Consider the following 15,024-nt stretch of genomic DNA (forward strand, 5'->3'; position numbering starts at 1 on the left):
ATTAGAAATGGTATATCTAAAAATTTAAGTAAATTCGTTCGACTTTAAAACACTCGAAATGGCAATTCAGGAAAAAAAAATCCTCATCTGTGTTACCGGCGGAATTGCCGCATACAAAATCAATTACCTCATTCGCGACCTTGTAAAAAAAGGAGCGGAACTGCAGGTTTTAATGACACCTTCAGCGGAAAAATTTGTTTCTAAACTCACGCTTTCCACACTTTCTAAGAAACCGGTTTTTTCAGATTTCTATTCAGAAAACGGCACCTGGAACAATCACGTGGAATTTGCACTTTGGGCAGACTTAATTTTAATTGCGCCCTGCACCGCCAATACTTTGGCTAAAATGGTTCATGGCATTTGCGATAATTTGGTGATCGCAACGTATATGTCAGCAAAATGTCCGGTGATGATCGCGCCGGCGATGGATCTCGATATGTATGAACATCCCTCAACCAAACAGAATTTAGAACTGGCTGAAGATTTCGGGCACATCATTATTCCTGCTGAAACGGGTGAACTGGCGAGCGGACTGGTTGGGCAGGGAAGAATGGCCGAACCGGAAAAAATCTCTAAAACCATTGAAGATTTTTTCACATCAAATACAATTTCGAAAAGCTTAGATGGGAAAACAGTGCTCATTACGGCGGGCCCCACTTATGAATCCATCGATCCTGTACGTTTTATCGGAAATCATTCTTCAGGCAAAATGGGATTTTCTTTGGCGGAAGAAGCGGCAAGACGCGGCGCAAAAGTAATTTTGATTTCAGGACCAAGCTCTTTGGATATTTCTCATCCTAATATCGAAATTCACCGCGTAACCTCCGCGAAAGAAATGTTTAATGAAGTTTTTAAATACTATGAAATTTCGGACATTGCCATCGCAAGTGCTGCGGTAGCCGATTACGCTCCAAAGGAAATCGCCAGCGAAAAAATCAAGAAAAATGATGATTCTTTAACCATTGAACTCGTTAAAAATCCTGACATCCTTAAAACAATGGGCGAAAGAAAATCGAAACAGTTTTTAGTAGGTTTTGCGCTCGAAACCCAAAACGAGGAAGAAAATGCGTTGGGAAAACTCCAGAAAAAAAATCTCGACATGATTGTTCTGAATTCGCTTCGTGATGATGGCGCCGGATTTAAAAATGACACCAATAAAATCAAGATTTTCACTGAAAACGACAGAAAGGAATTTGCTCTGAAAGCTAAAAATGAAGTAGCAAAAGATATTTTAAATGTCGTAGAACAGGAAATTCTGAAATAATATAACTAAATTTCCGTTTTCAACTTTTATCACCAACATGAAGAAACTTTTTACCATATTCATCCTTATTTTCAGTTTTAATTACAGTTTTTCACAGGAATTGCTGGCCACAGTTCAGGTCAATGCGCAGCAACTGGGTGGCAGCAACAACCAGGTGTACAAAACTTTAGAAAAAAATCTTCGCGATTTCATCAACAACACGAGTTGGACAGGAAAAAAACTTCAGAACTTCGAAAAGATAAAATGTAATTTTGCGATTGTAATTACCGAACGCGCGGGAAGCAGCAATTTCAAAGGAAGTATTGTGGTACAGGCCGTTCGCCCGGTTTTCAACACGACTTACGAAACTCCTTTAGTCAATATTAATGACACCAATTTCGGTTTCGATTATACGGAGAATGAAAATCTTGTTTTTAACGAAAGACAGTTTTCCGGGAAAAACTTAATCGATGTGGTAAGTTTTTATGTGTACACGATTTTAGGGTATGATGGCGACAGCTTCAAAGTGCGTGGCGGCCAGCCGTGGTTTGAAAAAGCGCAGAAAATCTCCAACAACTCACAGAATCAGAATTATGCCGGCTGGTCGCTCATCGAGGGAACCCGAACCAGAGCTGCACTGATTGACAACATCATGAAACCGGAGCAAAATACGCTGCGCAACATTTTCTACACCTATCACCGCGCCGGTTTAGACAATCTGGGAAAACAGGACCAGACTTCAGGTAAAAAAATCATCGCTGATGCGCTGATGCAACTGAAAACTTATGAAAATAATTTTCAGATGAATTATCCTATCAATATTTTTATCGACACAAAAAAGCAGGAAATCTTTGATATTTTCAGTAATGGAAGCAATACAAATATTAATATGGCCGACCTAAAGTCATTATTCGTTACGCTTTCACCAAAAGATATCGACAGCAAGTGGAATAAGTGGAAATAAACCGGATGACGGGGAAATTATTGACAATCATTTAATTTCCGACTTAAAAAGCAAAACATTAAATTTGCGTTTAATTGAGTTTCCAAAAAACATTGTAATTCGCCATTTAAAACATGCTTTCAAGAATTTTCATCCAGAATTTTGCTCTTATCGATACGCTCGAAATTACTTTAAACAAAGGGTTACAGGTAATTACGGGTGAAACCGGTGCAGGAAAATCGATTATTCTGGGAGCTTTGCGTTTAATTTTGGGCGAAAGAGCAGACGCGAAATCCATACAGAATTCGGAAACTAAAAGTATTGTAGAAGCCGAATTTGCCATCAACGAAAATCTTCAGTTTTTTTTTGAGGAAAACGATTTGGATTTTGAATCTCAAACGGTCATCCGCCGCGAAATTCTTCCCAACGGGAAATCCCGGGCTTTTGTAAACGATGTTCCTGTAACATTGGATTTACTGAAAATGCTGTCAAAAAAACTTATTGATATTCATTCGCAGTTCGAGACTTCAAACCTTTTCGATGAAGAATATCAGTTCCAGATCATCGACGGTCTTTCGAAAAATAAAATCCTGATTTTAAAATACCAAACGGAGTTTTCAGAATACAAAAAACTGCTGAAGGAATTAGAAAATCTCAAAAATAAGCTGGCAGAAAGCAATAAAGAAAGCGATTACAAAAATTTTATTCTGGAAGAACTTCAGCATGTAAATCTTGATGATCTCGATCTGGAAGAACTTCAGAACCAGGTAAAAAAACAGGAAAACGCTGAAGCAATTACCGATAATCTTTCACAGATTTTTGCAAAACTTGATGCAGAAGAAATCGGCGTTCTCGATTCGATGACCGACATCAAAGGCAAACTGGGGAAAGTAGCCGATCTTTCACACGAATTCACGTTGCTTAACCAAAGACTTCAGGAAAATTTTATTGAATTTAAAGACATCATTTTCGAACTTCAGGACGAGGCTGAAAAAATGGAAACCAGTCCCGAAATCCTGCTCGCACTGAACCAAAAATTAAATATCGTAAATGCTTTGCTGTTAAAGCATAGTGTTCTCAGTGTTTCTGAATTGATAGAAATCCGTGACAATCTACTGAGCGAACAAAACAGTTTTGCCGATCTGGAAAACCTCATCATCCAACTCGAAAAGGAAAAAACCGATTCTGAGAACCGACTCGCAAAAATGGCCGCCGACTTATCGGCCCACCGCCGGAAGAACATTCCAATTTTTACCAATAAAATTGAAATATTGCTCCGAAAGTTGGGTCTGGAAAAAGCGAAGATTGCCGTAGAACTAAGCGAAAGTGCGAGTTATAATAGTTTCGGGAAAGAAAGTATACAGATCTTATTTCAGGCGAATTCGGGCTTTCCTTTAAAGCCAATTCAGTCCGCAATTTCCGGTGGTGAACGCTCCCGGGTTATGCTTTCCATTAAAAAACTGATGGCCGAGAACGCAGAACTGCCGACCTTAATCCTCGATGAAATCGATACCGGAGTTTCAGGCAAAGTCGCGGAAGAAATGGGTAACGTAATGAAAGAAATGGCCGAAAATATGCAGCTGATCGTTATTACGCATCTTGCGCAGGTCGCTGCAAAAGGTAACAATAATTATAAAGTAGTGAAAGAAGATGTTTCGGGCAAAACACAGTCGAACATCATTCCTCTAAATCATGACGAAAAACTGCAGGAAATTGCACAGCTTCTTTCCGGCAGTAAAATTACAGATGCTGCCATTTCTCAAGCGCAGGAATTGATGAAATAATCATTTTTCTGCTTCAAAACAAATCTCTTAACATAATAAAAGGGCTTTAATCTCATCTATTTTGTAACAAATCTTGTTGGTTCTTAACTAATGTTTAAAACCATGAAATGTATACAAAATTACTGAAGTTAGAATTCAAGAGTTTTATCAGGAATCCACAATTCGGGGCACAGCTTGCCATGAAAATCCTGATGGCTTTCGCGTATGCCGGAATGAGTTTTACTTTTGTTATGATGGCGGTGGGTCTTTATTTTATTTCAGTCGAAGAGTTAAAGACTGATCCTATAGCACTTTTTTCTCGGTATTTCCTTTACTATGCAGCACTGGATTTGGTTCTAAGGTATTTTATTCAGCAAATGCCAACGCAAAACATCAAACCATTTCTCACGCAAAATATCACCAAGAAAAAACTGGTGAACTATGCCATCCTGAAAATTATTTTTAATTTTTTTAATTGGGGTTATCTGCTTTTTCTGTTGCCGTTTTGCGGTTTGCTTATTTTCCACGGGAGTTATTCTATCGCCGGGGTTTTGATGTTTCTCACAGGAATAATGGCAGTGTTCTATTTCAGTAATTTCGTAAATATTGTATTGAATAAACAGAATCTGGTTCTATATACTGTAGCGGCAATAATGATTATTTTCGGTTTTTTGGAATATTACGGCTACGTACATCTTTCTGCTTTTTCCGAAAAAATTTTTAAGGCTTTTTATGGAGTTCCTGGTGTTTTTTTAATTCCTGTACTGCTCGCTGTTGCTGCCGGATACTGGTCTTACCGCAATATTTACAGCAATTTTTATCTCGACAAAGGACTGGAACTCGAACAGGCAGTAGGAAAAACCGAAAATATTGATTTCCTTAACCGTTTCGGGACACTTGGCACTTTCATCAACAATGATATCCGACTTCTGAAAAGAAGCAAAGCCGCAAAGTCTGCGTTATTTGCGGGGATTATGTTTTTATTTTACGGACTTCTTTATTTTTCCGGAAAAGCTTATGCTACAGATTTTATGCGTGTCTTTCTCGGAATCTTTGTGACCGGCGGATTTATGTTTATGTTCGGCCAGCGGGTTCCTTCATGGGACAGTTCCTATTATCCGTTGATGATGACGCAGAAAGTTCCATATAAAGACTATCTGCAAGCGAAATGGGCGCTTGTTGTTCTTGCCACCGCTGTTTCTATGGTTTTGGCGCTGGGTTACCTGCTCATCAGCTGGGAATTTTATCTTACCATTTTTGCCGCCGGACTTTATAATCTGGGGGTGAATTCTTACCTCACGCTTTTGGCTGGAGCGTTTAACAAAAAACCTATTGACCTTAATTCCAGCTCCAAATCATTTGGCGGCGGAGGAAATAATTTTAACATGAAAGTAATGCTGATTATGATTCCGCAAATGGTTCTCCCAATGGGCGTTTTTGCACTCGTGAAATTTTTCGCGGGAATCGAAATTGCGGTTGCAAGTTTGGGAGCTTTAGGCCTTGTCGGATTTTTACTGCGTGATAAAATTTTCGATTATATCGTGAAAATTTACAGATCCGAAAAATATTCAACAATAGAAGCCTTCAAAAAAACAGCATAATTTAAGCTATAAACATGATAAACATTCAAAATATTTCTAAAATTTACGGCAGCAAAAAAGTTCTTCATATTGAATCTCTCAAAATCCCTAAAGGTGAAAGTTTCGGATTGGTAGGGAATAACGGCGCCGGTAAAACAACCCTTTTTTCGCTTTTGCTGGATTTAATAGAGCCGTCATCCGGCTTTGTTGAAATTGGCGGCGATAAAGTAAATGAGAACGAAAACTGGAAAAACAAAGTTTCCGCCTTTATTGATGAATCATTTCTAATTGGTTATCTGACGCCCGAAGAGTATTTTTATTTTATCGGCGAGCTACGCGGGCAGGATAAGACGACGGTTAATGAGTTCCTGAAACAGTTTGACGATTTCTTCAACGATGAAATTCTGAATGCTAAAAAATATGTACGAGACCTATCGAAAGGCAACCAAAAAAAAGTAGGAATTGTTGGAGCGCTTATCGGCACTCCGGCAATCATTATTCTCGATGAACCATTTGCAAATCTGGATCCCTCTACACAGATAAAGCTTAAAAAACTCATCAGAACATGGTCTCAGAATGAGTCAGTTACTTTTCTTATTTCCAGTCACGACCTTGCTCATACTACGGAAGTGAGCGACCGAATTGTTGTCTTAAACAAAGGGGAACTCGTGAAAGACATCAGAACAAATCCCGAAACCTTGCGCGAACTCGAAGATTTTTTCGCCAGTTCCGTCACTGTAGATTAATAAACAAAATCCCTGGAAAATTTTCGGGAATTTTTAATTTACGATGAGTTGATTTACGCTAAACCTCCAACCATATCTTCCGGTTTTACCCATTCATCAAATTCTTCGGAAGTTAAAAGCCCCAGATTAACTGCTTCTTCCTTTAAAGTGGTTCCGTTTTTATGGGCAGATTTTGCAATTTTCGCGGCATTTTCGTAACCTATATGAGTGTTCAGAGCGGTTACCAACATTAACGATTTATCTACGAGCTCTTTAATTCTAGGCTCGTTAGCTTCAATACCTATTGCGCAGTGATCATTAAAAGAAATACAGGCATCGCCTAAAAGCTGTGCAGACTGCAGAAAATTATAGGCAATTACCGGTTTGAAAACATTCAGTTCATAATTCCCCTGAGTTCCGGCAAATGAAATGGTCGTATCGTTCCCTAAAACCTGTGCGCAAACCATGGTCAATGCTTCATTTTGTGTAGGATTTACTTTTCCGGGCATGATGGATGATCCGGGTTCGTTTTCAGGAATTAAAATTTCCCCGATACCGGAACGCGGCCCCGAAGCCAGAAAACGGATATCCTGTGCGATTTTGTATAGTGCAACGGCCAATTGTTTCAGCGCACCATGACTTTCCACGATCGCATCGTGTGCTGCCAAAGCTTCAAATTTATTGGGTGCGGTTTCGAAGGGAAGCCCTGTGAATTCTGAAATATATTTCGCAACCAGAACATCATAACCTTTCGGAGTATTGAGTCCGGTCCCTACCGCTGTTCCGCCGAGAGCGATTTCTTGCAGATGATCTAAAGTATTTGCAATGGCTTTCATCGCATAATCGATTTGGGCAACATATCCAGAAAATTCCTGCCCGAGGGTTAACGGTGTGGCGTCCATGAGATGTGTTCGCCCGATTTTCACAATGTTTTTGAAAGCTTCGGCTTTTTCCTGGAGTGTATTTCTGAGTTTTTCAACAGCCGGCAGTGTATGTTCTACCACTTTTTTATAAGCAGCAATATGCATTGCTGTAGGATAGGTATCGTTCGAGCTTTGTGATTTGTTGACGTCATCATTCGGGTGGATTTCAGACTTTTCGCCTAAAGTTCCGCCGTTATTTACGTGTGCTTTATTAGAAATCACTTCATTCACATTCATATTGCTTTGGGTTCCCGAACCCGTTTGCCAGATAACAAGGGGAAACTGATCGTAAAGTTTTCCTGCCAGAATCTCATCACAAACCGACGCAATCATATCTCTTTTTTGTTCGGAAAGCACGCCTAATTCGGCATTGGTAAAGGCTGCGGCTTTTTTCAGAATAGCAAAAGCTTCAATAATTTCGTGCGGCATACTGGCTTCGGGCCCTATTTTGAAATTATTCCGGGAACGTTCGGTTTGTGCACCCCAGAATTTATCAGCAGGAACCTGCACTTCGCCCATCGTATCATGTTCTGTTCTGTAATTCATCGTAAGTAAATTTATAAAAATTAAAGTTACAATTTTCCTATTTGATGCAGAATTAAAAATTAAGAGATTAATTACAGATTATACATTTTATTAACTAAATTTGGTAAGAAGAAGAAAATTTATGTCAAAGAAATCTAAAAATTTGCTGAGGATTTACAATCGCCTGAAACGGGGTCCTGTAAACATCGAAGTTATTAAGCAGCGGGCTAAGTCTCACGACCTCAATATCTCTGAAAGAACATTATACCGTTATCTGGACGAACTTGAAGATATTGTGCAGCACAATGAAAAACTCATCATTACAGAGGGTGAAAAAAACAAAAAAACCTGGAAGATTGAATATGATGAAAGTTCAGCTAAGCTTAATGAGTTCGACATTCAAAGCTATCTGCTTTTCAAAAACCTCATGCCACTGCCATTGGTAAAATCCCGCAAAGAAACCTTCGTCCGTATCGAAAATCTATTCTATAAAAGTTATAGCAAGAGTAATTTCGAAGACTTTTCGATTTTCGCCGACAGGCAGATATCTAACAGTTATTTCTATGAACTTCTTTCCTTGGACGGCTACCAGAAGATCCTGAATGATGCCATATGGAGCATTCAGAATAAACGGGAAATGAGACTTGTAGAAGTTGGTTACGATTACACTTGTATTCCACAGACTGTCGCTTACCCGATAGACTTCCTCCCGCTGCAGATCCTTTATCACCGGGGCGTTATTCACCTTTCCGGAATCGTAAAAGGGAAGAATAAAATCCTGGCAATCGCTCTGAATCAGCTTAAAAAATATTCCCTTACCAACAATATGTTTGATAACCGGGATCTTTTAGCCGCCCTGCGCCGCGAAATGGATAACCGGTTTGGGATTACCGATAATATGAACAATGAAATTTACGATATCGAAATAGAATTTTCTGAACTGACTGGCGAATTTGTTAAACATCATTTTTGGCACCATTCGCAGAATTTTTCAAAACTCAGCAACGGAAATTATGTTATGACTCTGCGCTGCGGTATTAACCGCGAACTGGTAGGCTGGATTTTCCAGTGGATGAGTAACGCCAGAGTGATCAAACTGCAAATCCTGCAAAGCCTCGTGAAAGAAAAACACCTCGAAATATTAGATAATTACGAATCCGATATGCCGCTTTCTTCAAATAATTCTTTTATGAATACTGAAGCGCTTGACAAAAATTGACATAATCAAGGTTTATCTTTGAAGCATCAAATCACAAATGATGAAAAAGGCATACGAAGTAATACTTCCTTTGCCTTTTTTTGTGACAAAAGTCCTTCCCGCCTTTTCTTTATTATCCCTTTAATTTCATTATTTTTGCACCGTAAAAATTAATTATGGAATTTCACTATCAGGATCCCTTTCCTATTCTTAAAGACGACACCCAATACAGAAAACTGAGTTCAGAATATTTAAAAGTAGAATACCTCGGCGGCAGAGAAATCTTAACCATCGATCCCCGTGCCCTGGAACTTCTTGCTGAACAGGCTTTGGCAGATGTGTCTTTCATGCTTCGGCCTTCGCATCTTCAGAAACTCCGTAATATTATAGATGATCCGGAAGCGACCGACAACGACCGTTTCGTAGCTTATAATCTCCTGCAGAACGCTGCAGTTGCAGTGGAAGGCGCACTTCCTTCCTGCCAGGATACCGGAACAGCAATTTGCGTTGCTAAAAAGGGCGAAAACGTATACACTGGAGCAAATGATGCAGAATGGATTTCCAGAGGAATTTATAATACCTACCAAACCCGCAATCTCAGATATTCGCAAATCGTGCCTTTAACGATGTTTGAGGAGAAAAATTCCGGCTCGAACCTTCCGGCACAGATTGATATTTATGCTACAAAAGGCGAAGAATACAAATTTCTTTTCCTCGCGAAAGGTGGTGGCTCTGCAAACAAAACCTTCCTCTACCAAAAAACAAAATCCCTCTTGAATGATGCCTCACTTGAAGCTTTCATTCGCGAAAGAATTATGGATTTGGGAACTGCAGCTTGCCCGCCTTATCACCTCGCGCTCGTAATTGGCGGAACTTCCGCGGAAGCCAATTTAGCAGCCGTGAAAAAAGCCAGCGCCGGATATTACGATCACCTCCCTACCGAAGGAAACATGGGCGGCCAGGCATTCCGTGATTTGGAATGGGAGAAAAGAGTTCAGCAGATCTGCCAAGAATCCTCCATAGGAGCCCAATTTGGCGGTAAATATCTCACACACGATGTTCGGGTAATCCGTTTGCCGCGTCACGCAGCTTCCTGTCCTGTGGGAATGGGTGTTTCCTGTTCTGCCGACAGAAACATTAAAGGTTTCATCAACCGTGAAGGAATTTTCCTCGAGCAGTTAGAGACCAATCCAAAAAAATACCTGCCGGAAATTCCTCCGCATTTGGAAGAAGCAGTTTCTATCGACCTGAATCAGCCAATGCCGGATATTCTGGCAGAACTTTCCAAATATCCGATTAAAACCCGCTTAAGTCTGAACGGAACTTTAATTGTAGCGCGCGATATCGCCCACGCAAAGATTAAAGAACTTCTCGACAGCGGAAAACCTATGCCCGAATATTTCAAAAATCACCCAATTTATTACGCCGGTCCCGCAAAAACGCCGGACGGAATGGCTTCCGGAAGTTTCGGCCCAACAACTGCCGGCAGAATGGATGTTTATGTAGACGAATTCCAGTCACACGGCGGAAGTATGATTATGTTGGCCAAAGGAAACCGAAGCAAGGATGTCACCAACGCCTGCGCAAAATATGGCGGTTTTTACCTCGGCTCTATAGGTGGACCTGCGGCAATTTTAGCCAAAGAAAACATCAAGTCCGTAGAGGTTGTTGATTTTGAAGAACTTGGAATGGAAGCCGTACGTAAAATCGAAATCGAAAATTTCCCGGCATTCATCATCTCCGATGATAAAGGGAACGATTTCTTCGAATCCATCGCGCATTAATATTTTTTAATCATTTTAAATAGCGAAAAATCACCGGAAATCTTTTGTCTGAAAACAAAAATTATCCTACTTTTGCCTAAAATCTATTCCAATGATGATGTTATCAGCATTTTTCCCGTTCTACCAGTTCCTTTGGACCGTATATTTCCTATGCATGTTCCTTATCGGTTTCTGGTGTATCTTTATGTTTTTCGGTTACGTAATCCCGATTTGGTTGACTTCCGGATTAATGGAATATTTTGGAAAAACAAAACCTTTCGATCCTGAAGACATCAGAAGAAAAACGCTGACAGAACAGGAAGGTGTAGAACTCGTTTACAGCAACCCAAAAGGTCACGGCCCGTTCCTACACAGTCACGACAGCCACGGTCATCACTAGTTGATGTCACTGCTCTCCCACTTTAATTTCCGGGAATAGCAGTCACAAAGCAAAATCATATATACAGTCAGTCTCTAATTTTTTTAGGGACTGATTTTTTTTTGGAGCAACTTTTTACGTTTTTCTTTCCATACAAATACCGGCTTTCCACTCTATCTTTTGCTCCGCCACCCTCCGCAAAAGGATGCCGTTTCAATCCGGGCTATAAAACAGGATGGTTGTTCTAAGGTAAGAAATATTGTTTTCTGCTTTTTTCCTATCTTTGCACCCACAAATTTCTACAAATGTCAAAGTCTCTTATCCCAAAACTCGAAGCCATTAAACAGCGTTATAATGAAGTTGCCGACCTCATTATTCAGCCCGATGTAATTTCCGACCAGAAAAAATACTCCTCGCTGAACAAAGAATACAGCGACCTCGGAAAAATCGTGGCGGTTTTCGATCAGTACAAACAGACTTTGAATACTATTGACGAATCCGACGAAATTATTGCAGACGGATCAGATAAAGAGTTTGTAGAAATGGCCAAAATGGAAAAAAATGAAGCCATCCAGAAAATTCCGGCTCTCGAAGAACAGCTGAAAGTTCTTTTAATTCCAAAAGACCCAGCCGATGATAAAAACGTCATCATCGAATTGCGCGCAGGTACCGGTGGCGACGAAGCAGCGATATTTGTAGAAGACGTGTACAGAGCTTATGCGATGTATTTTAAAACAAAAGGCTGGAAACACGAAATAACCGATTCCAGCGAAGCTTCCAAAGGTTATAAAGAATTAATTTTAAAAGTAGAAGGCGACGGCGTCTACGGAATTATGAAATTCGAATCCGGTGTTCACCGTGTTCAGCGCGTTCCTGAAACAGAATCTCAGGGAAGAGTTCATACTTCTGCCATCACAATAGCCGTACTTCCGGAAGCAGAAGAAGTGGATTTCGAACTGAATCCTGCAGACATCGAAATGCAGACATCGCGTTCTGGTGGAGCCGGCGGACAAAACGTAAATAAAGTTGAGACCAAAGTACAGCTTACGCACAAACCTTCAGGTTTGGTCGTGGTTTGTCAGCAGGCAAGATCGCAGTTGGCTAACCGCGAATTGGCGATGGAAATGCTCCGTACAAAACTCTACGATATCGAACTTCAGAAGGTACAGGGAGATATTGCGGCCCAGAGAAAAACGATGGTTTCCACGGGAGACCGTTCTGCGAAAATTAAAACCTATAATTATCCACAGGGCAGGGTAACCGATCACAGAATCAATAAGTCAATGTACAATCTGGATGCTTATATGAACGGTGACCTGCAGGAAATGATCGATGCCGTAATTATGGCAGAGAATGCTGAAAAAATGAAAGGCGAGGAAGAAAATTATTAAGCATTAAACTGATTTTTTATATATTAGCGCACACTTAAAATATTATCATATGAAAAAATCAATTTTGTTAGCAGGCGTTTTCGCCACGATCGCTTTAGTATCATGTAAAAAAACAGAAGCTACAGTTTCTGATGCTACCACTGTAGATTCCTCAGCAGTTATTGTTGGAGACTCTGCTGCAGTTATTGTTGATGACGATGCAATGCCGGTTATTGATTCAGCTGCAAACGCAGTGGAAGGTGCAGCGAAGGCGACTGGAGATGCCGTAAAAGACGGCGCTAACGCAGTAAAAGATGCTGCAAAAGATGCTACTGATGGCGACGGAGATATCACCAAATAAACCTTTTGTAAAAAAAATTAAACTCACGGTCTTTCCGTGAGTTTTTTGTTTAGTGACAGATTCAAAAAACTTTCGATGAAAAATTCTTAACTTTACCCATCTGTAAATTCAATGAGAATGCGCCACCCGATTAAAAATCAAACTCCGGACTTCAATACAAATTCCAATAATAAACTGCCTTATTTTTTTGAAAAAGACGGTCTGGAAATGAAATCTTCCTACACCGAAAAAGATTCGGAACAGTTAACTGAAAAAGGATATTCTGCGGGAATTGCGCCTTTTTTGAGAGGTCCATACTCCACAATGTATGTTCAGAAACCCTGGACGATCAGACAGTATGCGGGATTTTCAACCGCTGAAGAATCCAATGCTTTTTACAGAAGAAATCTTGCTGCCGGACAAAAAGGATTGTCGGTTGCGTTCGATTTGGCAACGCACCGTGGGTATGATTCCGACCACCCAAGAGTGGTTGGCGATGTCGGGAAAGCCGGTGTTGCCATTGATTCCATTGAAGATATGAAGATTCTCTTCAACGAAATTCCTTTGGATGAAATTTCAGTCTCAATGACGATGAATGGTGCGGTGCTTCCAATCCTGGCATTTTATATTGTTGCGGCAGAAGAACAAGGCGTTTCACAGGACAAACTTTCAGGAACGATTCAGAATGATATCCTGAAAGAATTCATGGTTCGGAATACCTACATTTATCCGCCAACACCTTCCATGAAAATTATCGCAGATATTTTTGAATATACTTCTAAACATATTCCGAAGTTCAATTCGATTTCCATTTCAGGCTATCATATGCAGGAGGCTGGCGCTACACCCGTGCTGGAAATGGCCTATACTTTAGCCGACGGTTTAGAATACGTGAGAACAGGAATTAAAGCAGGCATGAAAATCGACGATTTCGCGCCGAGATTATCATTTTTCTGGGCCATCGGCATGAACCATTTCATGGAGATCGCAAAAATGCGCGCTGCAAGATATATTTGGGCAAATCTTTTAACCCAGTTCAATCCACAAAATCAGAAATCTTTAGCTTTAAGAACGCATTCGCAGACTTCAGGATGGAGCTTAACTGAACAGGAACCATTCAACAATATCACCAGAACCGCCATTGAAGCCTTGTCATCTGCTTTGGGAGGAACCCAGTCTTTGCATACGAATGCCCTTGATGAAGCTATCGCTTTGCCCACTGATTATTCCGCGAAAATCGCAAGAAACACCCAAATCATTCTTCAGCAGGAAAGCGGAATCTGCGATGTAGTGGATCCGATGGGTGGAAGTCACTTGGTTGAAAGCTTAACGCAGCAAATGATTGATGAGGCAATGAAATTCATTGATGAAGTGGAAAAAGAAGGCGGAATGACCAAAGCCATCGAAGCAGGAATTCCGAAAATGCGAATTGAAGAAGCCGCAGCCAAAAAACAGGCAAAGATCGACAGCGGAGAAGAATTTATCATTGGTGTAAATTCATTTAAATCCACCCAAAAACAGATGGAACTCGAGATTCTGGATATCGATAATTCTGAAGTTCGGAGAAAACAGATCGAAAGACTCCAACAGATAAAAACAACGAGAGATGCTGAAAATGTTTCAGAAATTATCATCAAACTTAAAGAAGCCGCCAGAACAGGAAACGGAAATCTTCTTGAAATCTGCATCGAAGCCGCAAGAAGAAGAGTAACTTTAGGTGAAATGAGCGATGCGATGGAAGAAAGTTTCGGAAGATACAAAGCCAATATCAGAACCATACAGGGAGTTTACGCCATGAATGCCAGCAAAAACGAATATTTTGAAAAAGCCATTTCCTTAGCACAGAAATTTGAGGATGAGGAAGGCAGAAGACCAAGAATCATGGTCGTGAAAATGGGTCAGGACGGCCACGACCGCGGTGCAAAAGTTGTTGCTACCGCTTTCGCGGACATGGGATTTGATGTGGATGTTGCACCTTTATTCCAGACACCGGAAGAAGTTGCCAGACAGGCGGTGGAAAACGATATTCACATTTTGGGAGTTTCTTCTTTGGCTGCCGGACATAAAACGCTCGTTCCGCAAGTAGTGGAAGAACTGAAAAAACTGGGCGCAGATGATATTACCATCGTGGTTGGCGGGGTAATTCCGCAACAGGATTACGATTTCCTTTACCAAAACGGAGCCGATCATATTTTCGGTCCGGGAACCAATTTACCGAAATCGGCGTGCGAGATTTTGGAGAAAATGTTAAGCTAAAATTCGCAGTTCCAGA

Annotated in this window: 12 protein-coding genes; 11 read left to right on the plus strand and 1 reads right to left on the minus strand. The window is 40.6% G+C overall.

The genetic code is table 11. The annotated features are described in order from the left end of the window. The first annotated feature begins 58 nt into the window (after window positions 1-58). From coaBC to OK344_RS04920, 5 genes are all read left to right on the plus strand, one after another. Complete coding sequence (gene coaBC, locus OK344_RS04900; protein WP_265143728.1) at window positions 59-1,264, plus strand: bifunctional phosphopantothenoylcysteine decarboxylase/phosphopantothenate--cysteine ligase CoaBC; 1,206 nt, start codon at window positions 59-61, stop codon at window positions 1,262-1,264. Between the two features lie 37 nt (window positions 1,265-1,301). Further along, window positions 1,302-2,207, plus strand: a complete 906-nt coding sequence (gene porD, locus OK344_RS04905; protein ID WP_265143729.1) for a type IX secretion system protein PorD — start codon at window positions 1,302-1,304, stop codon at window positions 2,205-2,207. A gap of 113 nt (window positions 2,208-2,320) precedes the next feature. Next, a complete protein-coding gene (locus OK344_RS04910; protein WP_265143730.1) occupies window positions 2,321-3,970 on the plus strand; it encodes a DNA repair protein RecN in 1,650 nt (549 codons plus the stop codon). Between the two features lie 107 nt (window positions 3,971-4,077). Next, window positions 4,078-5,550 carry a DUF5687 family protein gene (locus tag OK344_RS04915; RefSeq protein ID WP_265143731.1) on the plus strand — a complete coding sequence of 491 codons (1,473 nt, stop codon included), beginning with the start codon at window positions 4,078-4,080 and terminating at the stop codon, window positions 5,548-5,550. Between the two features lie 14 nt (window positions 5,551-5,564). After that, on the plus strand, window positions 5,565-6,275 hold the full coding sequence (locus tag OK344_RS04920) for an ABC transporter ATP-binding protein (protein WP_265143732.1): 711 nt from the start codon (window positions 5,565-5,567) through the stop codon (window positions 6,273-6,275). A gap of 53 nt (window positions 6,276-6,328) precedes the next feature. On the opposite strand, the gene fumC is transcribed toward OK344_RS04920, so the two are convergent. Continuing rightward, window positions 6,329-7,723 (minus strand): class II fumarate hydratase, encoded by a 1,395-nt coding sequence (gene fumC, locus OK344_RS04925; RefSeq protein WP_265143733.1) that lies wholly within the window; start codon window positions 7,721-7,723, stop codon window positions 6,329-6,331. A gap of 121 nt (window positions 7,724-7,844) precedes the next feature. Between fumC and OK344_RS04930 the strand changes: the two genes are divergently transcribed. The 6 genes from OK344_RS04930 (at window position 7,845) to scpA (ending at window position 15,008) form a co-directional block, all read left to right on the plus strand. Further along, a complete protein-coding gene (locus OK344_RS04930) occupies window positions 7,845-8,921 on the plus strand; it encodes a helix-turn-helix transcriptional regulator (RefSeq protein WP_265143734.1) in 1,077 nt (358 codons plus the stop codon). A 155-nt stretch (window positions 8,922-9,076) separates the two neighbouring features. Next, on the plus strand, window positions 9,077-10,684 hold the full coding sequence (locus OK344_RS04935) for a fumarate hydratase (protein WP_265143735.1): 1,608 nt from the start codon (window positions 9,077-9,079) through the stop codon (window positions 10,682-10,684). A gap of 94 nt (window positions 10,685-10,778) precedes the next feature. Continuing rightward, window positions 10,779-11,063, plus strand: coding sequence for a hypothetical protein (locus OK344_RS04940; protein WP_218250515.1), 285 nt, complete (start codon window positions 10,779-10,781; stop codon window positions 11,061-11,063). Between the two features lie 284 nt (window positions 11,064-11,347). After that, window positions 11,348-12,433: a peptide chain release factor 1 gene (prfA, locus tag OK344_RS04945; protein WP_265143736.1), complete on the plus strand. Its 1,086-nt coding sequence runs from the start codon at window positions 11,348-11,350 to the stop codon at window positions 12,431-12,433. A gap of 49 nt (window positions 12,434-12,482) precedes the next feature. Continuing rightward, window positions 12,483-12,773 carry a hypothetical protein gene (locus OK344_RS04950; RefSeq protein ID WP_265143737.1) on the plus strand — a complete coding sequence of 97 codons (291 nt, stop codon included), beginning with the start codon at window positions 12,483-12,485 and terminating at the stop codon, window positions 12,771-12,773. Window positions 12,774-12,890: 117 nt separating this feature from the next. Continuing rightward, window positions 12,891-15,008, plus strand: a complete 2,118-nt coding sequence (scpA, locus tag OK344_RS04955; RefSeq protein ID WP_265143738.1) for a methylmalonyl-CoA mutase — start codon at window positions 12,891-12,893, stop codon at window positions 15,006-15,008. Window positions 15,009-15,024 lie beyond the last annotated feature (16 nt).

Source organism: Kaistella yananensis (assembly GCF_026107505.2).
GTDB lineage: Bacteria > Bacteroidota > Bacteroidia > Flavobacteriales > Weeksellaceae > Kaistella > Kaistella yananensis.